The following is a 22,008-nucleotide window of genomic DNA, read 5'->3' on the forward strand; positions in this document are numbered from 1 at the left end:
GCAAGGGTTACTTCGCTCCACTGTCCTGTACGTTCTTCAAAGCCTCTGCCGGGGTGCTCTTGCCGCCAAAGGCTAGCTGGAACTGCTGGGCCATGAGCTTGGTGACTTTGTCCCAGTTGTTGGTGCTGATGAAGGGAACAGCCATTTCTGAGGATTTCTTGGTAACTGCCGCAACCTGCTCGGAGTAGCCGGGGTTCTTGGGGTCAACATCAGCCTTCAACCCTTCAATGAACGCTGGAACGGCAGCGGTGCGAGCCGGCAGGTTTCCTGCCTTCGCGGAAGCTTGCTGCGACTGAGCATTGGTCAACACACCAATGGCCTTGGCAGCCTCGGTCTTGTTCTTGCACGTGGAAGAGATGCCGAAACCGGAGTTGGCCGAGAACGTTCCGCCCCCATCCTTGCCCTGCGGCAAGGACACCACACCCACCTTAAAGCCTGCAGCATCGGTGACGTTGCTCTTGATGTTCCATGAGCCGTCAACCGCCATGGCCACGTTGCCTGCTACGAACTGCTGCTCCCCCCACGGCACATCGGAGGAACTTGCCGGAATGCTGCTGATCTTCTTCTCTGTGGCCAAGGATGTGTACCAGGAGAATGCTGATGCAAAAGCCGGGTCAGTCATCTGCAACTGACCCTCGGCTGAGACCGGCTTCGCCCCGTTGTACGCCAATAGCTGGGCAGACATGTGCAGATCGGAGAACGTCTGACCAAAAGCGGGCTTGTTGCTTGCCTTGGTGATCTTCTCGGCTGCAGCGACAAACTCATCGGTGGTCCAGCCGTCCTTGGGCTCTGCCACACCGGCGGCCTTGAAGGCATCCTTGTTGTAGTACATGACCATGGTTGAGAGACCGTAAGGCAGCGCGAACTGCTTGCCGCCGTTCTGCAGGGCCTTCAGCGCCCCGGATTCCCATTCACTTTCAGTGAAGCCGGCAGCTTTTGCCAGGTCACCATCAATGGGGGTCATGGCCTTGGCGAAAGCTGGCAACCTCAGGCTTTGCATGCTGACAATGCAAGGAGCGGTGCCCGATGCCAGCTGCGACTGCATCTTGGTGAAGTAATCGGAGAAAGGCGCAGTGGTGAGATTGACCTTGATGTTTGGGTATTCTTTCGTGACCTGGGCGGCCAGATCTTTCCACGTCTTGTTCCCCTCGTCGCCCTGCGACCAGAAAGACCAGTCGAGCGTGACGTCTCCGCCAGCCTTCCCGCTCTCCGCCGGGGCGGGTGAACCACAGGCGCTGGCACCAAGTACCAGGGCGCTACCGAGTGCGATTGCTGTTAGCTTCGTTGCTAATTTCATGTCATTCCTTCGTCAGGACCCCAGGCTCGATGGCCTTGTGTATATAATTAATTCGGCGCCGAATTAATGGCGTGATGTCATACTAATCACTGTTGCCGGTGATAGTCAACACGTTTCCCGGAGGGGGAGAAATCTCAACCGCACACATTCGTCCCCACATCACAGCCACCCGTGACGCTGTCAGTCGAGCCGAAATACTGGGCCTGCTGGGTCAGGCAGGCCAACTTAGCCGCAGTGAAATAGCCAAACGTTTGGGGCTTGGCCCGGCAACCGTCACAGCCCAAATCCGCAAACTCATGACGGACGGCTATGTGCGAGAACTGGCCGCTGACAGCCGGGCAGGAGCTGGGCGTCCACGCGTTCCGGTGGAGTTGATCCCTGATGCAGCGTTCGTAATTGGCATCAGCGTGCGACCCACAAGCCTGCTGGCCGTGACCATGCTCATCGACGGGACCATAACGAACGCCGCGACCGTGGACTTTGACCCCTCCGAGGCAGTGGTGAGCCAGTTCTGCGCGGTGGTGGGCGCGCAGCGCGCAGCGTTGGAACATCCCCAGCGCGTGGTTGCCATTGGAATTTCCGTTTCAGGTGCGGTGGACCAGGCACTTTCCACCGTTCGCATCTCCACCACGCTGAACTGGCAGGACTTCAATCTCGGTGCGGAACTGCAACGGCAAGTCAATATTCCCGTCTTTGTCTCCAACGACCTTTTTGCGCTGGCCACCCGTGAGGTCAGCTTCGGGTTGGGCCATGACAAAGACGATTTCCTGCTGTTGGGACTTGGCTATGGTGTAGGTCTGGGGATCGTGAATCACCGTAAAGTTTTTGGCGGCTCAGGCGGCTCGTCCACTGAATTTGGCCACATGTCTGTGGATCCACAGGGCCCGCTGTGTGTTTGTGGGAACCGTGGCTGCCTGCAGGTTTACGCGGGCTTGGCTGAAATGCTGCGCAACTCTGCCATTGGTGAGGCAGAAGGAACCATCTCCGCACTCAAAGCGGCTCTAGCAACAGATACCGGGGAGCTCCACGCATTCCTGGCCGATATTGGCCACCGGCTGGGCCGGTCCGTGGGCGGGGTGGTGAACCTTCTGGGCATTGGAACCATCATGGTGACCGGAGAAACCACCGAATTGTGGGATGCATTAGCTGGCGGATTCCAGCGTGGATTGGCGGAGTCGGTGTTGAATTTTCTTCGCCCCTTAGATATCACTATCAAGGCGTGGACCGACGCCGAAGGCGCAGTAGGGGCTGCTGGCCTTGCGCTACACAACGCCATCAGCCTCAATGTCCCTTTGCAGACGTGGCCAGCGCACGTCCCACCGGAAATCCAGGCGCACCAGCAGGCGCCGAAGACGTCAGCAGCCGAGTCCCCCCACAGTATTTAGGGTGTCGGCATGAGCCAGAACCCATCGCCAAACGACCGGGTGCGCCAAGAAGTGGTGGCGGACGGCGCGGTGGTTGCCGTGAGTGGATCCTTCAGTGGCTCCGGGGCGGCCAACAAGTCCAAAACGCTTCCAACGGTGCCCTGACTGCCGACGCCACCCTGATTGCCCCCGACGGCACGGCCTTCACCATCTGGAGCGTGATCTATCTGGGCCTGATGGCCTGCGCCGTGTGGCAGTTCCTGCCCCCACAAAAAACGGCAATCCGCCATCGGCTGCTCGGCTACCCTGCGGAAGCCTCACCGCTGCTGAACGCCGCCTGGATCCTCAGCATCCAATTTGTGCTGGAGTTGCCAGTTTCTGCATGGCAGGGTTGCAACAACGAGTGATACTAAATACTCTCCACTTTGCATGGATAAGGATGAGTTTTGTATGACGTGGTGGGAACTCCCACCCGACTTCTGACGGACGTCGAGCGTAGCCAACCAACCAACACTGCTGTCGATATCACTAGACACTCAATACATGACTTTCCGCCCGCTTTTCAGACTTCAGCTCTAGGCTGCGTCCTGTGGAGGCGCTGAAATCACTTCCGCCAACTAGTCAGTCCCTAATGTTACTGAACGTGGTATTTCTCCCTGGCAGTAGGCTAGCAAGGCAAATCTCATGCTCATCATTGCGAAACCGCATGCGCACCGCGTACCACTCCTGAAACGTCGATGATCCTGGTGGGTTTCCTCAACGAAGCTGTGAGGGACGGGCGCGCATGGCCAAAGCCCTCCGGCACAAATGCCGGTGACTCATCCAGGGCTGCATGGGGAACTTCATGAACGGCCGCGGGCCAGCACTCGGAATTCCGGGTGCTGGCCTGCGTTGGGAGTCCAGCGCGCGCACCATGCCCGGTAGTGACCGGTCTATGGCGCAGATATCCACATCAGGCCCAGGCCTGCTCCTTGAGTCCGTGGCCACCGGCGTACTCAGGCAGCTGCGGGGAGGTCCAGTCTCCGAGCACCTCGTCGGCAACTTTGTAGACCTCGACGCCGATCGGCCGGCACACTTCCACCGGGTCGTGGGCGCCTTCGCCCCACATGGGCACCGAAAGGTCCCCACCGGGGCAGGTGGAGAGAGCCATCAGCAGGTCCTGCTCGGCGAACATTTCGAAGTAGTCCCCTACCTTCGCCGGGCAGGTCTTCATGAAGTATTGGTCATTGTCGTTGAGCCCAGTGCATTGGAAGACGTTGAGCACGTCGTGCACATCGAACTCGGTTAATCCAAAGGGGCGGACCGCCCGGGTCAGGTTGGAGTGGCAGTGGTAGTCAAAATCCTCTCCGGTCAGCATCCGGTTGACGTACGGGTCGCAGCGGGTGCCGAGCGTGTCGTGAACGCGTCCGCCGTCGCTGTCCTGTCCGTAGTCTTCCAGCGTGTCGGCCGTAATGGTGACCAGGGGGCGAAGGAATGGCAGGTTGGACCACATGCGGTCGAAGGTGGTCACGTGTGCGGCCTGCAGCTGGCGGGTCCGGGCCGCCCAGAACCGCTCACGCGGGTTGTTGAAGTTCCAAATATTCAGGTCCCCCACCTGGGGGCCGTCCACGGTGACGAGCCTGCACACGTGCCCGGCCGGAACCTTCCAGGCTTTCCCGGAACGAATCGGGATTTCAAAGGAGTCCACCAAAGTGCGTGAATCCAGCGCGCTGGCAATGCCGGCGTAGAATTCCTTGTCGACCTCGAGTGCCGGGCCTTTATACGCGGCATCGGTCAGGGAGGCCTGCTTGTGCTGGTTCATAGTGTCCTTTCAGTTGCTTGCTAGAGCGATATTTGCATACTCGGCGGCCCGGACGCCGTCAATGATTTGGCTTTCGGAATCGTTGAGGTATTCAACCAGCATGGCCGCGGCTTCCTCGCGCCGGCCCGCCAGGACCAGTTCCGCAATGTCACGGTCACGGGAAACCCACGAGACCTGAAACGCGCTTTCATCCGGCATGACCGCAAAGGCCAGCCTCAGCTGGGCCACCAGATTGCCGAAGAAGTTGCCCAATCGTTCGGAGCGGGCCAACCCCACGATGCTGCGGTGAAAATTCAGGCTGGCCGTGCCGACCTTGTTCCAGTCCCCGGCCGCCACGTGTTGCTCGCTGAGCGATGCTGCACGGCGGACGTGGTCCAGGAGCGCGTCCGGGGCGGAGGAGCTCTGCAGAATGGCTCCGGTCTCAATCAAGCAGCGGGCGGAATAGATGTCATGGATGTCTGCTGCGTTGAGCATGCGCACCGAACTTCCGGCGTTGCGCACGGAAACGACCAGGCCGTCCGTGGTCAAAAGCCGCAGCGCGTCCCGCACCGTGTTCCGCGAGACGTCGTACTCGGTGGCCAATAGATGGTCCACCAGGCGGGTGCCGGGCAGTAACCGTCCCTCAACAATCTTCTTGCGCAAGGCAGCTTGAACCACTTCCGCGGCGGAAGCAGCGGACCCCGCCTCAATGACTGCATCGATATCCATGCCCCAACAGTAGCAGTGTTGAACAATTCTCAGACACGCTTGGGTAAAAAACTCTCCATGAGGCCGAGAATTCCCGGGATATAGCAGTTGTTAGGGCAAAAATGATCCGAAGTATCGACAGCTCATTGACAGGATCGTTGAACAATCCGTATATTCGTTACATGACATGGACCACATCGGCTCGAAGCCTCCGCAAGGTGCTGGCACTTTTAATTGCAGCGCTCTTCCTGTTTGTCGCCGCACCCTCGGCCCAGGCCGCCCCCTCGGATTCCGGCACGCTGAAAGTCGGTTCAGACCTGACATACCCTCCCTACGCCTATATGAAGGACGGCGTGCCTTCCGGCTTTGACCCAGACTTCATGAGGGCGTTGAGCAAGGAGATGGGTCTGGCACCGGAATTTATCGACACTCGCTTTGAGCAGCTGGTTACGAGCCTGAAGTCCGACCACTTTGACGTCATCGCCTCTGCCCTGTACATCACGCCCGAGCGCGCCAAGCAGGTCGACTACATTCCATACTTCACCACGGGAAATTCCATCGTCGTCCCCTCAACCCGGGCACCGATTGATGGAACATCTGGTCTGTGCGGCTTGTCCGTTGCCGTCATCAAAGGCGGGGAAGTGGCAACACAGCTCCGCGGCGCAGCCAGTGCTGCCTGTGCCGCGGATGGCGGGAAGTCCATCGATGTCAGAGACTTCACCACTGATTCCGAAGGCACGCAGGCCGTCATGTCCGGCCAAGTCGATGCCCAGGTGACCGATGCGGCAGTTGCCAAGACCGCCGTCGACAGCGCCAGCGGCCGACTGGCCATCACCAGTAAAGCCCTTATTTTCCCGGTTCCCGTGGGACTTGCCGTGGCCAAAGGTAACACGGAGCTCACCAATAAGATCACGACAGCTTTCCAGGCCATGAAAAACAATGGCAGTTACCAGGAGCTGCTGACAAAGTACAACCTAGCGGCGCCGAGTAGCGATCAAATCGCCGCGGCACTGGGAAACAGCAACGGCTCCACAAGTAACTCCATCGCCAAGAAGGCGTCATTCAGCTTCGACTGGGGCTACTTCTTCAGCCTGTTTGCTCAGAAGGATTTTTGGCAGGCAACCATTACAGTGATTGCCCTGTCCGCCCTGGCTTGGGGCATCTCCGTGGTGCTGGGCATGGCCGTGGCACTGGGCCGGCAGTCACGCCAGCTGTGGTTGCGCAAGATTCTTGATGTTTATGTCTGGTTCTTCCGCTCCTTGCCGTTGCTGGTCCTGCTGATCTTTGTCTACAATGCCCCGCAGGTCATTCCGGAACTGCGCACCATTGTGGGCTCCCCGTTCATGGCGGGCCTCATTGCGCTGGTGCTCTCCGAAACTGCGTACATCTCAGAAATCCACCGCGGCGGGCTTTCCTCCGTCGCCGGCGGCCAAGGCGAAGCCGGCCGGGCTCTGGGAATTCCGTGGGGTGGGGTGCAGCGGCACATCGTGATTCCCCAGGCCTTCCGTGTTGCTCTGCCATCGCTGGGCAACGAGCTGGTCACCATCATCAAGTTGACCTCACTGGTCTCGGCCATCTCGCTGACGGAAATCCTCCTGGTGGGTCAGCGGCTTTATACCCAAAATTTCAAGGTCCTGGAAACTTTGGCCGCAGTCGCAATCTACTACGTGCTGCTGGTGACCGTTTTTGACCAGGCGCTAAAGATCTTCGAGCGTCGCTTGGACTTCCGCCGCCGCGGGCTCAAGGCCAAGGTGGCACCCTCGCAGGCCCCGGCCACCGCCGAGTTGTCCATTCCAAAGACACGGGTGTCCACCCCGCATTCCGGGGAAGTCGTGATGACGGTTGTCAATGAACGCAAGTCCTTCGGTACAACCGAGGTCCTCAAGGGCGTTGACCTGAAGGTCCACAAGGGTGAAGTTGTCGCCGTGATCGGCCCGTCCGGTTCCGGCAAGACAACCATGATCCGCACCTTAAACGCCATGGAATCGGTCACCTCCGGCGACGTACTCTACCGTGGCGTGCCCGTTGGTTATAAGGTCACCTCCTCCGGGGCACGCAAAGTTGTTTCGGACAAGGAACTGTCCCGGACCCGCGAGAACATTGGCATGGTTTTCCAGCAGTTCAATTTATTCCCCCACAAGACGGCCCTAGAGAACGTAACCTTTGCCCCCACCCAGCTGCGCAAGGCCAACGCGGCAGGGACCACGGCAAACGCCATGGCACAACTGGAAAAGGTTGGCATGGCTGCCCATGCCCAGAAGTACCCGCACCAGCTCTCCGGCGGTCAGCAGCAGCGCGTGGCGATTGCCCGTGCGCTGGCAATGTCCCCCGACGTCATGCTCTTCGACGAGCCCACGTCCGCACTGGATCCGGAACTGGTGGATGAAGTCCTGCAGGTCATGACCGGGTTGGCCTCGGAAGGTCTAACCATGGTGGTGGTGACCCACGAGATGCGGTTTGCCCGCGAAGTGGCTGACTGGGTGGTATTCATGGATCAAGGCGTGGTGGTCGAGGAAGGCCCAGCAGCCCAACTCTTCGACAATCCCCAGCACGAGCGCACCCAGCGGTTCCTGACCCGTGTCATGGCAACCAACTAAGCTAGCGCATCAACCAACTCGGGAGGAAATCATGCCAACCATCGATCTGAACAGCGACGTCGGCGAGTCATTCGGCAACTGGAGCTTTGGGGACGACGCCAAAATCATTGCATCAACCTCCAGCGTCAATGTTGCCTGCGGCTTCCACGCCGGGGACCCGAGCACCATCCGGGCAACAGTCGCCGCAGCCAGGCGTGCCAACGTCGTCGTTGGGGCGCACCCCGGCTACCGGGACCTGGCCGGTTTTGGCCGGCGCTTCATCGACATGGAACCGGCCGAGCTGACCAATGACGTGATCTACCAGATCGGAGCCCTGCAGGCGCTGGCCGCAGCGGAAGGCACCACCGTGGCGTACGTGAAGCCCCACGGTGCCCTGTACAACACCATTGCCAAGCACCCCGGGCAGGCGCTCGCCGTCGTCAATGCCATCCTTGCGGTCGATGACACCCTGCCCCTGATGGTCTTGCCAAATTCCGTGGTCCACCAGGTGGCCATGGACGCGGGTCTACGCACCGTCACTGAAGCCTTCGCCGACCGCGCCTACAACCCGGACGGCAGCCTCGTTTCACGCACCCTGCCCGGATCCGTACTCAAGGACATGGACGCCGTCGTAGCGCAAAGCCTGCGCCTGGCCACCCGCCAGGAGATCGTGGCCATTGACGGCAGTATCCTCAAGGTCACTGCGGAAAGCATCTGTCTCCATGGCGACACCCCCGGGGCCGTCGCCATGGCTGCCGCCGTCAAGGCCGCCCTCGTGGATGCCGGCGTGCAGATTCAGAGCTTCGTGTGAGCAGCGCATTGCAAATAGTGGGGATCCGGGCGGTAGGCGAGCGCTCCATCCTGGTTGAACTCCCCGGCCTGAACGAGGTTCTCAGCCTCCAGGCCTTCCTCCTTGAGAAGCCGGACCAAGGTCAGGTGGACGTAGTTGCGGCCGCTGAGACAGTCCTTGTCACCGCCTCCTCGAAGGCTGCTGCGACCCGGATTTCCCAGCGGATCCGCCAGGCGGAACTTGTCACCGACCACGCCCGCAACGATGCCGTCGTGGTCATTGACGCCGTGTACGACGGCGTTGACCTCGCCGAGGCCGCCGCCCTGGCCGGGCTGACACCGGAGGCGCTGGTGGCCATGCATTCCCAACAGTTATGGACGGCCGCGTTTACCGGCTTCGCCCCGGGTTTTGCCTATCTCGTCTCCGATGGAAAATATCCACCCATCCCCCGCCGCTCGTCACCACGGACCAGCGTGCCCGCCGGCAGCGTGGCCATGGCGGGACGCTATTCTGCCATCTACCCAGGGGAATCACCCGGCGGCTGGCATCTGATCGGCCGCACAAGCGCCCCCATGTGGCTGCCTGAACGCTCATCACCGGCCCTGGTCAATCCCGGCAACCGGGTCCAGTTCCGTCCCGTCCGGGAAATCGTGGCTGTGCAGGCCGCCCCTAGCGCCGTGGCACCAGTCTCCCCTGCCGTCGTGGTCCGCTCCCCCGGGTTGCAGACAACCATCCAGGACCTCGGACGGCCCGGATTTGCCGGAGTTGGCGTGACGGGATCCGGGGCGCTGGACCGCGCCGCGCTTCGCCGGGCAAACAGGCTTGTTGGCAATGGCTCCGGGGACGCGGGCCTGGAAACAGTGCTCGGCGGCTTGGAACTTGTTGCCGTCCAGGACCAGGTCATGGCGGTCACCGGCGCCCCGGCCCCGGTGTCCATCACCGCCGCCACCGGCGAACAGCGACGGCAAGCCGGCAACACACCGTTCGCGCTCATGGCCGGCGAACGGATGTCACTGGGCCAGCCGACGTCGGGCTTTCGCAGTTATGTGGCCTTCCGCGGCGGGCTCAACGTCCCCCAGGTTGTGTCCTCACGGTCAACGGATATGCTCTCCGGAACGGGGCCCGCACCTCTGGGGCCGGACACAGCCTTGCTGGTTGGACGCCCGTCACGCAGCAGCGTGGTGGGCAACCCGGAAGCGCCCGTTCCACCGCCCGGCGACATCACGGTCTTCCGCTTCGTCCCGGGACCGCGCAGCGACTGGTTCACTCAGGAAGCGGCAGTATCCTTAGCCGAGCAGGTCTGGGTCATCTCACCATCCTCCAACCGCATTGGGCTGCGCTTGGACGGGAACCCCCTCGAGAGGGCCAAGAAAGGCGAACTCACCAGCGAAGGCACGGTGAACGGGGCCATTCAAATACCGCCCTCCGGGCTGCCCGTATTCTTCCTGGCAGACCACCCTGTCACCGGCGGCTACCCCGTCATCGGTGTGGTCATCGACTCCGATCTGGATAAAGCCGCCCAACTGGGTCCGGGGGCAAAGATCCGTTTCCAGTCCGTTCCAGATGCCGGGCCAGTGCCCGTGCTCCCGCAACACCTCCCCCACCATTTTTAAGAAGTAAGGACAGTCCATGCGCTTGCAAAAGGTGCTCATCGCCAACCGCGGCGAAATTGCCGTCAGGATCGCCCGAGCCTGCGAGGACATGGGCATAGCCTGGGTAGGCGTGTATTCCGACGCCGATGCCGACGCCCTCCACGTCAGGGGGTCCACCGAAGCATACGCCCTGCAGGGAAACAGCCCGGCAGAGAGCTACCTAAACATTCCCAAGCTGCTGACGGCGGCCCGCCTCTCCGGGGCCGACGCCGTCCATCCCGGCTATGGCTTCCTGTCTGAGAATGCCGACTTTGCCGAGGCCGTCCAGGCTGCCGGGCTGACCTGGATTGGCCCTTCCCCCGAAAGCATCAGAATTCTGGGCAACAAAGTCTCGGCGCGGGCGATTGCCCAAAGCGTAGGGGCGCCCATGGTTCCCGGCAGCGACGGCCCCGTTGAATATGCTGCTGAGGTGCGTGAATTCGCCGCGGAACACGGCCTTCCCATCGTTATTAAGGCAGCCTTTGGCGGCGGCGGGCGCGGGCTGAAGGTGGTGTGGGAGGAGGACGCCATCGAGGAGGCTTTCGACTCCGCCGTGCGTGAGTCCGTGGTGGCCTTTGGCCGCGGCGAATGCTTCGTGGAACGGTTCCTGGCCAATCCCAGACATATTGAGGCACAGGTGCTGGCGGACAACCACGGCAACGTCATAGTTGCCGGCACCCGCGATTGCTCCCTGCAGCGCCGCAACCAAAAACTTGTCGAAGAGGCTCCGGCACCCTTCCTGACAGAGGCTCAGCTGGAGCGGATCCATTCCTCCGCGAAGGCCATCTGCCGTGCAGCCGGTTACACCAGCGCAGGGACCGTTGAGTACCTGGTGGCTCAGGACGGCGCCATGTCATTTTTGGAGGTCAACACCCGATTGCAGGTGGAACACACCATTACAGAGGAGACCTCGGGGATCGACCTGGTCCAGGCACAACTTGCCATTGCGGCCGGAGAAAAACTTGCTTCAACCCAGGACTGCCTGCCCCGCGGCCACAGCTTCGAGTTCCGCATCAATGCCGAAGATCCTGGCCGCGGCTTCCTACCCGCACCAGGTGCACTGTCAGTTTTCACCACCCCGACCGGGCCCGGCGTTCGAATAGACAGCGGCTATACCGCCGGGGACACGGTGCCCGGGCACTACGACTCTCTGCTGGCAAAACTCATCGTCACGGGGGTTGACAGGGAACAGGCGCTGCGCCGTGCCCGGCGGGCGCTGGCCGAGTTCCGGATCGAGGGCGTTGCCACGGTGCTGCCCTTCCACCGTGCCGTCGTCGAAAGCGCAGATTTTACGGGCTCAGAACGCTTTGGTGTTCATACGAACTGGATAGAGACGGAATTCGTCAATGACATCCCCGCCGACACACAGTTTCCAATTCCGCTCGCGGAGGCGCAGCGGCACAGCTTCTTCATCGACGTCGACGGGCGCCGGGTTCAATTGGGGATGCCCACGGAACTCCTGAGCACTCTGATCGGTTTTGGCGCCGGACAACACCCGCCCACGAGCCCGCTGGTTCCGGACCCAGCCACTTCGGCGGAAGTGCCAGAGGATGCCCTTCTATCGGGCATCGCCGGCACAGTGGTCAAATGGCTGGTTGATGCGGGGTCCGCCGTCTCAGATGGCGAGCCGGTGGTTATCCTGGAAGCCATGAAAATGGAAACAACTGTGGCCGCACACCGCTCTGGAATCCTGGGCAGCTACCAGGTTCAGGTCGGGGAATCCACTGTTCCCGGACTGGTTCTAGCCATGATTGCTGACCCGGCCAGCTGATTCGGGCCGGGCACGGCCCGGCGGAGCATCGGCACGCATATCAAGTGTGGAGACATGATGTCCATAGAGGCGTGTGGAGAGTGTGAAATGGCAGCCGTGTTCCAGGTGGATAGTTGCGCAAGGAGGTTCTCCGTCCACCCGCCGTTGGCATGCGTCTTGAGGTTGGGCAATCCGATTTGCGGACGAACAACACCCACCGCAGCCTGTGATGATCCGCTGCCGACATAGGCCTACATGCCAGCCGTATCACCCCACGTAACCAACGCGGGTTTGTCCATGTGGCCGATGGCCCCATCAGCATCGTTGAACTACTTGTAGTGCGTGATGGATTCGTACACGGCGCCGTTGGCCGCAGGCCGAACGTGGGTAATCTGAATAGGCATGAGAACTCCTTCAGTCGGGCACCGCTGGGCATTGGGCTGCTTTGGAGATTTCGGACAGCGGCACCCCATGAAATGATGGGGACTACCGGAATGAGGAATCACCGAAAGGTCATCAACCCGACGCAGGTTCGGCCAAGAATTTTAGTATGAACTGTGCCGCGAAGTCATCGACTCGTCCAAACTCATTAAGACCGTGGCCACCGATTACGGCGTGGGCACCGAGACGGAGCCGGAGTCGAAAGTCTTTGACCGTGCCCGGCTAAAGGAACTCGAACGCGAAAACCAGGAGCTGAAAGATGAGGCCGCGTTCCAAAGGCCCCGGCAGTGCTGAAGATGTGCCGGTGGTTGGAGGTCTCCCGCTCGGGTTTCTACCCTTGGCGTTCCCGCCCGGTCTCATCCGCTACGGCCCGCAGGCAGGCGTTGGCTGCCCGGGTGCAGCATTTCCTTGAGGAATCCAAGAGGACGCACGGGTAGCGCCGGATCCACGCCGACCCTCAGGCTGAGGAAACCGAATGCTCCCCGGAGCTCGTGCGCCAAATCATGAGGGCAAGAGGGCCCGGTTCCGTGCCAGCCACGACCCTTCAGCACTACGACGGTCGCTGACTCCTAAGCGGCAGCCGCCAAGAAAGACCTGGTTAGACGGGATTTCACCGCCGACCGCCCAGGGATCAACTTTGTCGGCGACATATAACGCCGACGTCGGCACTATATGTCTGCGACCCAGAGGCAGTTCGGTGCCGGAGCAATGTACTGCCTGCGGACCAGATCTGCCGGCCGATCGGATTAGGGCCCTGGTACGGTCGCGCGTGGCCCTTTGGCCCGACGCACACCATGAAGCCCGGCCCGGCGCATCAGCCCTTCTACCGTGCACCGCGCCACTTTGTGGCCGGCGCGGTTCAGGGCGGCGTAGATCTTCCTGGCCCCGTACACACTGTAGTTTTCCTGGTGCACCGCCTTGATTTTCTCGGTCGTCACGGCGTCGCTGACGGCCCGCTTCGACTCGGGGCGTGCCTTCGCTGCGGGGTAGCTTGAAGGGGCGCACAGCTCCGCCGCGAAGAAAGCAGATGCGGACTTCAAGATCGCATTCGCCCGCCGCAACTCAGCAACCTCACGCTCCAACTCGGCCAACCGGGTGGCATCATCGGTGCTCATACCAGGACGCACACCCTGATCAATCTCCACCGTGCGAACCCATCCACGGATCGTGTCAGCCGGGATACCCAACTGCGTGCCGATACGAGTAGCAGCTCTACGCCGGTCAACAGGGTTCTTCTGGACGTCCATCACGAGGCGGACTGCTCGCTGGCGAAGCTCATCAGGATACTTCTTAGGTGGTGCCATGAGGGCTCATCCTTTTAAGGAATCAACACCCTCCACTAAACCCGGGGCGGTTCAATACGCTGCCCCCGCCCAGAGCCAGCTCCGTCCCATCGAAGCTCGGCGCGCATCCGGTGTGGTTTGCGTAGGCGATCATGACCTGGTTTTCCAGCCCTCGGGCACGCAAGAGCACTTGAGGCACATCGTCATAACCGGCACCAAGGGCGGTGGGAACCAACACGGCATCAGCACCCGCTTCGGCCAGCCGACGCACCGATTCGGGAAACTCGACGTCGTAGCAGACCAGCAGTCCCACTCCGTATCCATGCAGTGAAGCCACCTCAGGGGGTTGGCTCCCGGGGAGGAAGACCGAGCGTTCTTCCTCCCCGTAAAGGTGCACTTTCAGGTATTCGAGCAGTTTTTTGCCGTGGCCATCGAGCAGTATTGCTGCGATGTGCCAACCCTCCGATCTGCGTCTTGGCACCGAGTAAACCAGCGCCATCGAAAATTCCCGGGCAATCTGTTGGGCCCCGGCATCGATTTTCTGCACAAATTCCGGACTCAAGTGTTCCTGCAGCATGGCTGGGGCGTATCCGCAGATGAAAAGCTCGGGCGTGACCCGACAGTCGGCTCCGGCAGCTGAGGCCTCACGTGCTGCGCGTTTGAGCATCTCAAGGTTGGACTCCAGCTCCAAGACCCGACTGGATGCCTACATTACGGCGATTCTCAATCCTGACTCCGGCAGCAAACCAATATTCGGCATGGCTAGTCGCCTGCGGCGACGGCCAGCAAATGCTGGGCGGGGGTCCCTGCAGAGAGGCGAGTCTGGCGTTGCTGACGCAACCGGGCGACCAGTTCCTTGTTGTTGGCAACGTCGGCAACGGTCAGGGCCAGACCCAGGGCGCCGTTGAGCAAGGCTTCATCCCCCGCCGAGGAAACCGCAGCCTGCGCGAAGTCTGCGGTATGCATCACCGCTTTGCAATCGCGAAGTGCAATCATGGGATGGATCGAGGGTAGGAACTGGGAAACATTGCCCATATCCGTTGAGCCACCCATTGCCCCTTCCGGAGCGGCAATGCTATACCCCAGCCCTTCGAGGTTCCGGTCCCAGTATCCGGCCATTGCTTCATCTTGCAGCATTGGAGCGTAGGGTTCCTCTGTCTGTTCCATTGAAAGTTGGCACCCCGTGGCCAGTGCTGCGCCGCGCAGGCAATCACGGACCCGTTCCTTGGCATCGGCCCAATCCTCATTATCCAGAGCGCGGATTTCCACCTGCAGGTTCGCTTCCCCGGGAATCACATTGGTTGCCGCCCCGCCACTGACGATGAACGAGGCGACCACCACGCTTGGCTTCAATTGCTGGCGCAATAATCCAATGGCAACCTGCGCCAGGGTGGCGGCGGATCCTGCGTTCACACCTTGGTGAGGTGCCGCCGCGGCATGGGCGCTCTTACCGGTGAAAGTGACATCCAAGTGTTCATAGGCCTGGGTGATAGAAGCGGAGCAAGAGTATTGCTGGCCTGTGGCTCCATGCACCATCAGCGAGAAGTCAACGTCGTCCCACGCGCCGCGCTGGAGCATGAGGATCTTTCCGCCACCCTTTTCCTCGGCCGGGGTCCCCAAGACCTTGATGCGCAAATTGAGGCTTTCCGCCACCGGCTTCAGGGCAAGGGCCGCACCCATCGCTGCCCCGGCGATGATATTGTGTCCGCAACCGTGACCGATGCCAGGCAACGCATCGTATTCTGCAACGATGGCCACGGTGCATTCACCGCGCCCGTATACCGCTTCCAGTGCGGTGGGCAGCCCATAAGCGCCACGGGTCACAGCGAAACCTTCGTTTTCCAACATCTTCGCCACCTCGGCCGAAGCGTAATGCTCCTCGAAGGCAAGCTCGGGCCGATCACTGATTCGACGACTCAAGGCGAGCAAGGAATCCTCGTGCACCATCATGTTATCGGTAATGGAAAGACGAATATTTTGCTGCGTGTTCACGTATCTTCCTTAGAATGGTTCAGTTTGTTCAAGTCGGGAGGCAGTTTTAGCGGGTATCCGGGCAGTCCGGGATCCACGGTTCTTAGTTGTGCACACCATTGGTTTTGCGTGCGGTGAGGGCCGAGACCACCGCGGCGAGGATATTGACTGCGGCGAAGGTGACCCAAATGGTTTGGAACGCCTCAAACGAAGGAGCAGCGCTGTTCTGGTCGCCGTTCGATGAGACAACAAGCAAGGTGGTGATTGAGGCGACGAACGCCCCGGCCAGCGAACCGCCAATGGTGCGCGCCGTGTTGTAGACCCCTGCAACGGAAGCTGCCGCGGACTCGGATGAGCGTTCGATCACCATGCCGGGAAGAACACCCAACACGACGCCTGTCCCGATGCCACTAGCCGCCAGCCACACCGTGAAAAGCACGGTTGAGGAGGGCACAAAAGCCATGCACAGCATCGCTGCGGCCGAAAGCAGGCAGGAAATCACCAATGCGCGGGTTCGGCCTAGTGTTCGCGACAGGGCAAAGGACAAAAAAGCGCCGAGAGTGAGGGTGGCTGAGGAAATTGCCACCACGACTCCCACACCGGAAGCGCCCAAGCCGTTACCGTACCCAAGCGTTTCGGGGGAGGCGGTAAGAAATAGGACCGGGGGGGATTGGTTGCCGAACATCGTCACAGCGACGAGGAATCCGATAATGAGCGGGCTGGTAAGTCGCGCCGAGCGCATGGCTGGAATATCGACGAGCGGGTCTTTGGCTAGGCGTTCAACCTTCAAAAACGCCAGCAAGGCAGCAATACCCACTAGCAGAGGGATCAAGGTGGATAGCGAAAGCAAGCCCTTGTGGGGTGCTTCGGAGAGTCCATACATGATTCCCACCAAAGCAACGCCCAACAAGGCGGCCCCGAGCCAGTCAACGCTGCGTGCGGAATCAGGGTTGCTCTTGGGAACTACGAGTGCCACCAAGGGAATGAAAGCGGTGAGGGCCACCGCAGGGATCAGCTGCACCAGGTGAAGCTGACCAATGGCATCCATCGCGAACCCGCCCAAGATACTTCCCGCGGCCACACCAAAGGTCAGGGTTCCAACAATCAACCCCACATCCTTGTTTGCCGAATGCGCCCGATGAGTTTTCAATAGGGCCATCGCCAAGGGAAGGAACGCTGCGACGGGACCTTGAATGGCCGCGCCAGCAAGGACCAATGCGAAGTTGGACCCCAGCGCAATCAGGATGGAGCCCGCCGCGGCGAGTACAACCGAGACGATCAAGAGCTTACGGTGACCAAAACGATCCCCCATCACCGAGAGCAGAGGTACCGAAACAGCAGAGGAAAGCAGGCCTACTGCCAAGACCCAGCTGGTGGCGCCAATAGGCACATCATAGGCCTTCGAGATCTGGCCCAAGAGCGGAATGATCCAGCCCTGGGCAAGCCCTGAAAAAAATTCCAAGGCAATCAGAATGGGCACAAGCAGTCTTAAACTTGTGCGGGGGCTTTTAACCGGCCACTCCAGTACTGCATCCATGCGTATCTCCTTCGGCAACGCTCGTATAGCGGTGAGTTGTATTACAGTGACACGTGGCATGAAAACGTGTGAAAAAACGAAAAATTTTCATTGGAATGAGCACATATATGAGAAAAAACGAACTGGACGACGTAGATTTGCAAATTATCAACGCGCTCCAGATCGAGCCCAGGGTTTCATGGACCTCATTGAGCACCATAATCGGGCTTGACTCCCTGACCCTGGCGCGCCGGTGGGATCGAATCGTGGCGCATGGCCTCGCGTGGCCCGTTGCTATGCTGTACGACTTCCGAAGCAACAGCGTGGCCATTGTTGAGGTCGAATGCCGTCCCGGTGAGGTGCTCACCACCGCACAGCGCGCAAGTCAGGACCCGGCGATCTCCTCAATCGACCTCACCAGCGGAATGCGCGACATTGTCATGACGTTAAAGGCCAAGGACGATGATGAGTTGGCTGATTTCATCTTGAATCGTCTTGGGAAGCTGCCGGGAGTGCGATCCATAAGAACGTACATCTTGAACTCAACACTCAAGCTTGGCTCGGAATGGACGCTGCGGGCGCTTTCCACCTCGCAAGCCGAACGCGTACCAAGATATAGGCCACCTCGATCCGCTGCGGCAAAGATTGTTCCGACCCCCACGGCTTCCAAAATTGTGAGTCTTTTGGAGAGGAATGTCCGTATGACCAAGACGGAATTGGCGGGATCACTGGGCATCAGCCAGCAGCGGGTTGGTGATTCCATTGCAACCATGCGGATGCAGGGTATGTTGGACCTCCGGGTGCATGTCTCCCAAAACTACTCGAATTGGCCGGTGGTGAGCTGGTATTTTCTTCAGGTACCGAGTATTTCGCTGCTCAACACCGATAACAGTTGGCTATCCATGCCAGAGCTACAGTTCGCGGCAGTGACCTTCGGCCAGTACAACCTCATCGTGGCCCTAACAGCCCGCAGTAAGTCCGACACCCTGCGTCTTGAGGCCGAGCTCGAGCGCAAGCTCAAGGGGGCGTGCGTAGTGGACAGATCCATTGTTATCCGCGTTTACAAGCATTTGGGACACCTCCTGGATGCCAGCGGTTGCGCGACGGGTGAGATTGTTGGGCTTGTGCGGCCATAGAAGACCGAGCATCCATTGAGTTCCCAGCCAATGAGGCCGGGGCCTCGTCATATGCGCGAGGGCGTCAACGGTTTTCAAGTGGAATCATCGCGTCTGCTGTGTCTACAATTGCGCTTTTCGCGCTGGTGCTTTCCGGGAAGCAAGGCAAGTACATCGCCCTCGAATTGGCTTTCCACATGCCCCAAGCAGAGGTGGACTAGCCGCAATGCCGTGAAGTTAAGCAGTGGGTTCTGTTGTCAATCCTTTGTTGGGGTGGATGACTTGGATGGTCAGGCGGGCTGGTTGGGTGGGGCCGTGGGGTTTGGTGGCGCGGGCCTGGTATTTCGAGATGGCTCGTTTTACGGTCCTTGGGCCGGTGCGTAGCCTGCGTGGGGGTAGGAGGTTTGCCAGGAGGTGTTCTCCGATCCGTCCTGCCAGTGCATGCCAGCCGGGCCCGGGGCAGGCACGGGGTTCGGGTCCGAGGATGATGGTGTCTCTGGCCGTGGTTAGTGCGATGGTGAAGCTGGCCCGGTCCGGATCCAGTCCGGGTTCGGCGTTGGTGGCCTCGCTCATGACGGTGCGTAGCAGCTGCTCTGCGATCAACAGGGCGTAGATTTCCTGCTCGACCAACTCCAGGGTGCGCGATCGCAGCACCCTGCCGCGGAACATGGTGGATTTGATCTCGCGGAAGGCCGTCTCGATTTCCCAGCGTTCGTGATAGAGGCCCATCAACTCCCCGGCTGTGCCTTGGGCCGGGTCGGTCACGGTCGTGACCAGCCGGTAGGTGTCGGTGCGTTGCCCGTTGGTGGTGTGCAAGGTGATGGTCGCGGTGATGACCCTGATCCTGTGCCCGGCCAGCACCGAGAGGTAGGACCCGTCCGCCAGGATCTGGTGGATGGGTAGGTGGCGGGCGTTCTTCACCCGCACCAGGTAGTGCGCCCCGGTGTCACTGATCCGGTGCAGCAGGGCCGCGGCGGCGAAGTTCCGGTCGGCCAGGATGATCATCCCAGCCCCCATGCTTGGCAGCAGGGCCGGGGTGTAGGTCGTTTCCCCAACACTGGTGGGCCCGAATACGGCATCAATAATGCTGCGGGTGCCGCAGGCGATCAATGCCACCACCCGGGCTTGGGGGTACCCGGTGCCACCATGGTATCCGGCCTGTTTGGTGTACTTGGTCAGGATCGGCTCGGTATCGGGCAGGGTCAGGATCGTGCCGTCCAGCGCGCAGATTCGCCAGGCACCGAACCAGGACCCTTCACCGGTGATGGTCGGTGCCGGCCCGCGCAGCAGCTCGAAGATCCACCGCAGGGGTGCACTGCCGATCCGCCGGCGTGCCTGGGCCAACGCGCTGGCGGTGACCGTGCCCAGCACCCCGGTGCCCAGGCAGAGTTTGCTGAACACCGATTTGTACCCCAGCTCGGGGAACAAAGCCAGTGCCAACACGAAATACACGATGACACGCGAGGGCAGGGCCCGGGTGCGACGTTCACGCTTACCAGTCGCCTCCAAAGCCGTATCCACCAGCTCAACAGGCAGGTGCCCGCTGAGCTCACCTAGGTGCCCCGGGGACCAGATGGTCCCTCGTACCCAAGGCGTCAATGGTGTGGGCTGTGCGTGGCCAGGCATGGATTGGTCATGGACGGTCAGGGAATGAGACGATGGCACGTAGGAACTCCTGTGCAACATGTGGGCTTGAACATTCACATGTTTAACTGTGAGAGTTGTTGGTAGCTGGTCTGGGACTAGCTGGCAGGATAGATACCGGCCGCACCACGCCAAGAACGTGACTCAATGTTTAACTGACCCTCAGGGTGTCATTCTCCTGACTTGTCCGTTCAGATGTGTGGTCGGCCGGTACCAATCCGGCCCACGACGGTAGCCTGATTAGAAGATTGTCCACCCTTACGGGCGTGACCCATCACAGTTCTGTTCCGTTGTGATTCCTACCCGGGCTGGTACCGGCCTTCACGGCCACTAACCAAGTCCATCACAAGAGGAAAAGTATGGTGACCGCCATGTCTATCGTCTCCCATTGCCACCCCTTTGTCGTAGGTGTCGACACGCACGCCCGCAACCACGTCTACGCCATCCTTAACGCAACCAACGGCGCCTTGCTGGATACCCAGTCATTCCCGACAACCGGAGCCGGCATTAACCGGGCCATCACATGGGTCGCCCGTCGCACCAACGCCGACGCCGATACTCTCTGGGTGATCGAAGGCGCTGCGTCCTACGGGGCGATCCTTGCCGGCACCGTAGCCACCCACGGCTTCCCCGTCGCGGAGGCTCCCCGCATGGATGCGAAGAAGAACCGCGGAGTCGGTAAAACTGATGCCTTGGATGCCCATCGGATGGCCATGGCCGTGCTGCCGTTGCCGGTTGAGAAACTGCGCCGCCCGCGCCTGAATGAAGGGATCCGACAGGGCTTACGGATCCTGGTCACGGCCCGTGAATCTATGGCCAAGGACAAGACCAGGTCGATCAACGCATTGAATGCTTTGGTGCGCAGCAACGGCCTCGGTATCGATGCCCGCAAGAAGCTCACCCCGGTCCAGATCGAGGAGATCTCCCGGTGGCGCGAACGCGAGGAAGAACTGGCGTTGAGCATCGCCCGTGCCGAGGCCGTCCGCCTCGCCAAACACATACAGGACCTCGGCGAGCAGCTGAAGTCTAATGAGCAGAAGCTGGATGAGCTGGTCGAGGTCAGCGAGGCAGCGCCTTTACTTGAGATCAAGGGCTTTCGCGCGGTGACCGCAGCGAAGTGCTTGGTGGCATGGTCGCATGAGGGACGGGTCCGTAGCGAGGCTGCCTTCGCTTGTCTGGCCGGCGTGAATCCCATCCCTGCCTCGTCAGGAAATACCGTGCGATATCGATTGAACCGTGGGGGTGATCGGCGGCTCAACAGCGCCTTACACATGGCTGCGATCACCAGGATGACCTATGACGCTGAAACCTGCGACTACGCCGAGAAGCGTCGCGCCGAGGGCAAAAGCGACAGGGAGATCCGCCGCTGCGTCAAGCGCTACCTAGCCCGACGTGTGTTCAGAATCTTGAATACTGCAGCCGAGGCAAAAAAGGTTCAGGAAGCGGCTTGACAGACATAGAAGAGTCAGGAGTTCCGCTGCATTAAAAGGGCGTTCCACATCTTAAGACAGAACAATGCAGCACTACAGATGCCCGGCACCGAACACGCTCAAAGGCAGCCAATCACCCGACGACGCCGCGAAGTTGACAACGGTAGTGATCGCTTAACTTCACGGCATTGGGACTAGCCGGGCCACTATGGCGACTTTTTGGTGTGGTTCAGTGATGAACGAGTCCGCCGGCGGGGCATCATTCCCAGCCCAAGACCGTGGGCTAAACTGCGATGCGTCGCGCCGTTCGAGGCCATCAGTCCTGATGACGGCCACGCCCATGGCTCCGTCAATGAGGAGCGCCGGTGGCGACGGCCACTCAAACGCCTACCCAAAAAAGCTAAGTAACTGGTATTGGGGTTAGCCCCGCTGTCGACGCGCTCCACAGTTTTGAGATGTCAAAAAGTCGTTCTTAACCCTCGTTGTCAGGGCAGTGTCAAGACAATGAATGGTACTAAAGACTCCCCACTTGTCAGCCAATTTAATGAATTTCCAATGAGTCGGTCTTGAATTCGAGGCGCACGAACCGCGATATGTAGAGGATCATCGTGCCCAGTGGGATATATGACCTTGCATCAATTATATCGAGGTTGGGCTCCGCAGTGCCGCCGCTTTGGTATCCAAAAGCCCAGGACTCCGGATATAGCAGGGT

The 22,008-nt window shown here is 60.4% G+C and carries 17 protein-coding genes and 2 pseudogenes; 11 read left to right on the top strand and 8 right to left on the bottom strand.

What is annotated here, in order from left to right; all coding sequences use genetic code 11:
- Positions 1–7 precede the first annotated feature (7 nt).
- Complete coding sequence (locus AAGW05_RS17110; protein WP_411805767.1) at positions 8–1,297, bottom strand: ABC transporter substrate-binding protein; 1,290 nt, start codon at positions 1,295–1,297, stop codon at positions 8–10.
- Between the two features lie 98 nt (positions 1,298–1,395).
- On the opposite strand from AAGW05_RS17110, the gene AAGW05_RS17115 reads away from it, so the two are divergent.
- From AAGW05_RS17115 to AAGW05_RS17125, 3 genes are read left to right on the top strand one after another with little or no spacing between them, the layout of a single operon-like run.
- Positions 1,396–2,682, top strand: a complete 1,287-nt coding sequence (locus tag AAGW05_RS17115) for an ROK family protein (RefSeq protein WP_411805768.1) — start codon at positions 1,396–1,398, stop codon at positions 2,680–2,682.
- Positions 2,683–2,691: 9 nt separating this feature from the next.
- Positions 2,692–2,826 carry a hypothetical protein gene (locus tag AAGW05_RS17120; protein ID WP_411805769.1) on the top strand — a complete coding sequence of 45 codons (135 nt, stop codon included), beginning with the start codon at positions 2,692–2,694 and terminating at the stop codon, positions 2,824–2,826.
- A 53-nt stretch (positions 2,827–2,879) separates the two neighbouring features.
- Positions 2,880–3,068 (top strand): hypothetical protein, encoded by a 189-nt coding sequence (locus AAGW05_RS17125; protein WP_411805770.1) that lies wholly within the window; start codon positions 2,880–2,882, stop codon positions 3,066–3,068.
- Positions 3,069–3,613: 545 nt separating this feature from the next.
- Here AAGW05_RS17125 and AAGW05_RS17130 read toward each other — a convergent pair.
- Together AAGW05_RS17130 and AAGW05_RS17135 are read right to left on the bottom strand one after the other, a co-directional pair.
- Positions 3,614–4,462: an urea carboxylase-associated family protein gene (locus AAGW05_RS17130; protein WP_411805771.1), complete on the bottom strand. Its 849-nt coding sequence runs from the start codon at positions 4,460–4,462 to the stop codon at positions 3,614–3,616.
- 9 nt (positions 4,463–4,471) lie between these two features.
- Complete coding sequence (locus tag AAGW05_RS17135) at positions 4,472–5,170, bottom strand: GntR family transcriptional regulator (protein WP_411805772.1); 699 nt, start codon at positions 5,168–5,170, stop codon at positions 4,472–4,474.
- Positions 5,171–5,331: 161 nt separating this feature from the next.
- Here AAGW05_RS17135 and AAGW05_RS17140 point away from each other — a divergent pair.
- The 6 genes and pseudogenes from AAGW05_RS17140 to AAGW05_RS17165 all read left to right on the top strand — a co-directional run.
- Positions 5,332–6,858, top strand: a pseudogene (locus tag AAGW05_RS17140) (ABC transporter substrate-binding protein/permease); the annotation flags it as partial.
- 126 nt (positions 6,859–6,984) lie between these two features.
- Positions 6,985–7,746, top strand: coding sequence for an amino acid ABC transporter ATP-binding protein (locus AAGW05_RS17145; RefSeq protein WP_411805783.1), 762 nt, complete (start codon positions 6,985–6,987; stop codon positions 7,744–7,746).
- A gap of 31 nt (positions 7,747–7,777) precedes the next feature.
- Positions 7,778–8,536 carry a LamB/YcsF family protein gene (locus AAGW05_RS17150; RefSeq protein ID WP_411805773.1) on the top strand — a complete coding sequence of 253 codons (759 nt, stop codon included), beginning with the start codon at positions 7,778–7,780 and terminating at the stop codon, positions 8,534–8,536.
- Complete coding sequence (locus AAGW05_RS17155; protein WP_411805774.1) at positions 8,533–10,128, top strand: 5-oxoprolinase/urea amidolyase family protein; 1,596 nt, start codon at positions 8,533–8,535, stop codon at positions 10,126–10,128. The genes AAGW05_RS17150 and AAGW05_RS17155 overlap by 4 nt, the downstream gene beginning before the upstream one ends.
- Positions 10,129–10,150: 22 nt before the next feature.
- Entirely contained in the window at positions 10,151–11,917 is a 1,767-nt protein-coding gene (locus AAGW05_RS17160; RefSeq protein ID WP_411805784.1) for an acetyl/propionyl/methylcrotonyl-CoA carboxylase subunit alpha, read from the top strand.
- A 534-nt stretch (positions 11,918–12,451) separates the two neighbouring features.
- Positions 12,452–12,988 (top strand): annotated as a pseudogene (locus AAGW05_RS17165) (IS3 family transposase); the annotation flags it as partial.
- A gap of 95 nt (positions 12,989–13,083) precedes the next feature.
- Here the strand turns inward: AAGW05_RS17165 and AAGW05_RS17170 are convergent.
- From AAGW05_RS17170 to AAGW05_RS17185, 4 genes are all read right to left on the bottom strand, one after another.
- Positions 13,084–13,641 carry an IS3 family transposase gene (locus AAGW05_RS17170; protein WP_411805775.1) on the bottom strand — a complete coding sequence of 186 codons (558 nt, stop codon included), beginning with the start codon at positions 13,639–13,641 and terminating at the stop codon, positions 13,084–13,086.
- 22 nt (positions 13,642–13,663) lie between these two features.
- Positions 13,664–14,311: a nitrilase-related carbon-nitrogen hydrolase gene (locus tag AAGW05_RS17175; RefSeq protein ID WP_411805776.1), complete on the bottom strand. Its 648-nt coding sequence runs from the start codon at positions 14,309–14,311 to the stop codon at positions 13,664–13,666.
- Positions 14,312–14,382: 71 nt separating this feature from the next.
- Positions 14,383–15,612, bottom strand: coding sequence for a M20 family metallopeptidase (locus AAGW05_RS17180; protein WP_411805777.1), 1,230 nt, complete (start codon positions 15,610–15,612; stop codon positions 14,383–14,385).
- Positions 15,613–15,694: 82 nt separating this feature from the next.
- Positions 15,695–17,071, bottom strand: a complete 1,377-nt coding sequence (locus AAGW05_RS17185; protein ID WP_411805778.1) for an MFS transporter — start codon at positions 17,069–17,071, stop codon at positions 15,695–15,697.
- A gap of 164 nt (positions 17,072–17,235) precedes the next feature.
- Here AAGW05_RS17185 and AAGW05_RS17190 point away from each other — a divergent pair, with 164 nt between their 5' ends.
- Complete coding sequence (locus tag AAGW05_RS17190; protein WP_411805779.1) at positions 17,236–18,243, top strand: AsnC family transcriptional regulator; 1,008 nt, start codon at positions 17,236–17,238, stop codon at positions 18,241–18,243.
- 216 nt (positions 18,244–18,459) lie between these two features.
- Here AAGW05_RS17190 and AAGW05_RS17195 read toward each other — a convergent pair whose 3' ends face one another.
- Positions 18,460–19,887 carry an IS4 family transposase gene (locus AAGW05_RS17195; RefSeq protein WP_411805780.1) on the bottom strand — a complete coding sequence of 476 codons (1,428 nt, stop codon included), beginning with the start codon at positions 19,885–19,887 and terminating at the stop codon, positions 18,460–18,462.
- A gap of 338 nt (positions 19,888–20,225) precedes the next feature.
- On the opposite strand from AAGW05_RS17195, the gene AAGW05_RS17200 reads away from it, so the two are divergent.
- Positions 20,226–21,317, top strand: coding sequence for an IS110 family transposase (locus AAGW05_RS17200; protein WP_411805781.1), 1,092 nt, complete (start codon positions 20,226–20,228; stop codon positions 21,315–21,317).
- Positions 21,318–22,008: the final 691 nt, after the last annotated feature.

It is taken from the genome of Arthrobacter sp. LAPM80 (assembly GCF_046736435.1).
Taxonomy (GTDB): domain Bacteria; phylum Actinomycetota; class Actinomycetes; order Actinomycetales; family Micrococcaceae; genus Specibacter.

Coding starts and splice junctions, on each gene's coding strand:
- AAGW05_RS17110 (WP_411805767.1), bottom strand. CDS start 1,297: ATGAAATTAGCAACGAAGCTAACAGCAATCGCACTCGGTAGCGCCCTG.
- AAGW05_RS17120 (WP_411805769.1), top strand. CDS start 2,692: ATGAGCCAGAACCCATCGCCAAACGACCGGGTGCGCCAAGAAGTGGTG.
- AAGW05_RS17130 (WP_411805771.1), bottom strand. CDS start 4,462: ATGAACCAGCACAAGCAGGCCTCCCTGACCGATGCCGCGTATAAAGGC.
- AAGW05_RS17135 (WP_411805772.1), bottom strand. CDS start 5,170: ATGGATATCGATGCAGTCATTGAGGCGGGGTCCGCTGCTTCCGCCGCG.
- AAGW05_RS17145 (WP_411805783.1), top strand. CDS start 6,985: ATGACGGTTGTCAATGAACGCAAGTCCTTCGGTACAACCGAGGTCCTC.
- AAGW05_RS17150 (WP_411805773.1), top strand. CDS start 7,778: ATGCCAACCATCGATCTGAACAGCGACGTCGGCGAGTCATTCGGCAAC.
- AAGW05_RS17170 (WP_411805775.1), bottom strand. CDS start 13,641: ATGGCACCACCTAAGAAGTATCCTGATGAGCTTCGCCAGCGAGCAGTC.
- AAGW05_RS17190 (WP_411805779.1), top strand. CDS start 17,236: ATGAGAAAAAACGAACTGGACGACGTAGATTTGCAAATTATCAACGCG.
- AAGW05_RS17200 (WP_411805781.1), top strand. CDS start 20,226: ATGGTGACCGCCATGTCTATCGTCTCCCATTGCCACCCCTTTGTCGTA.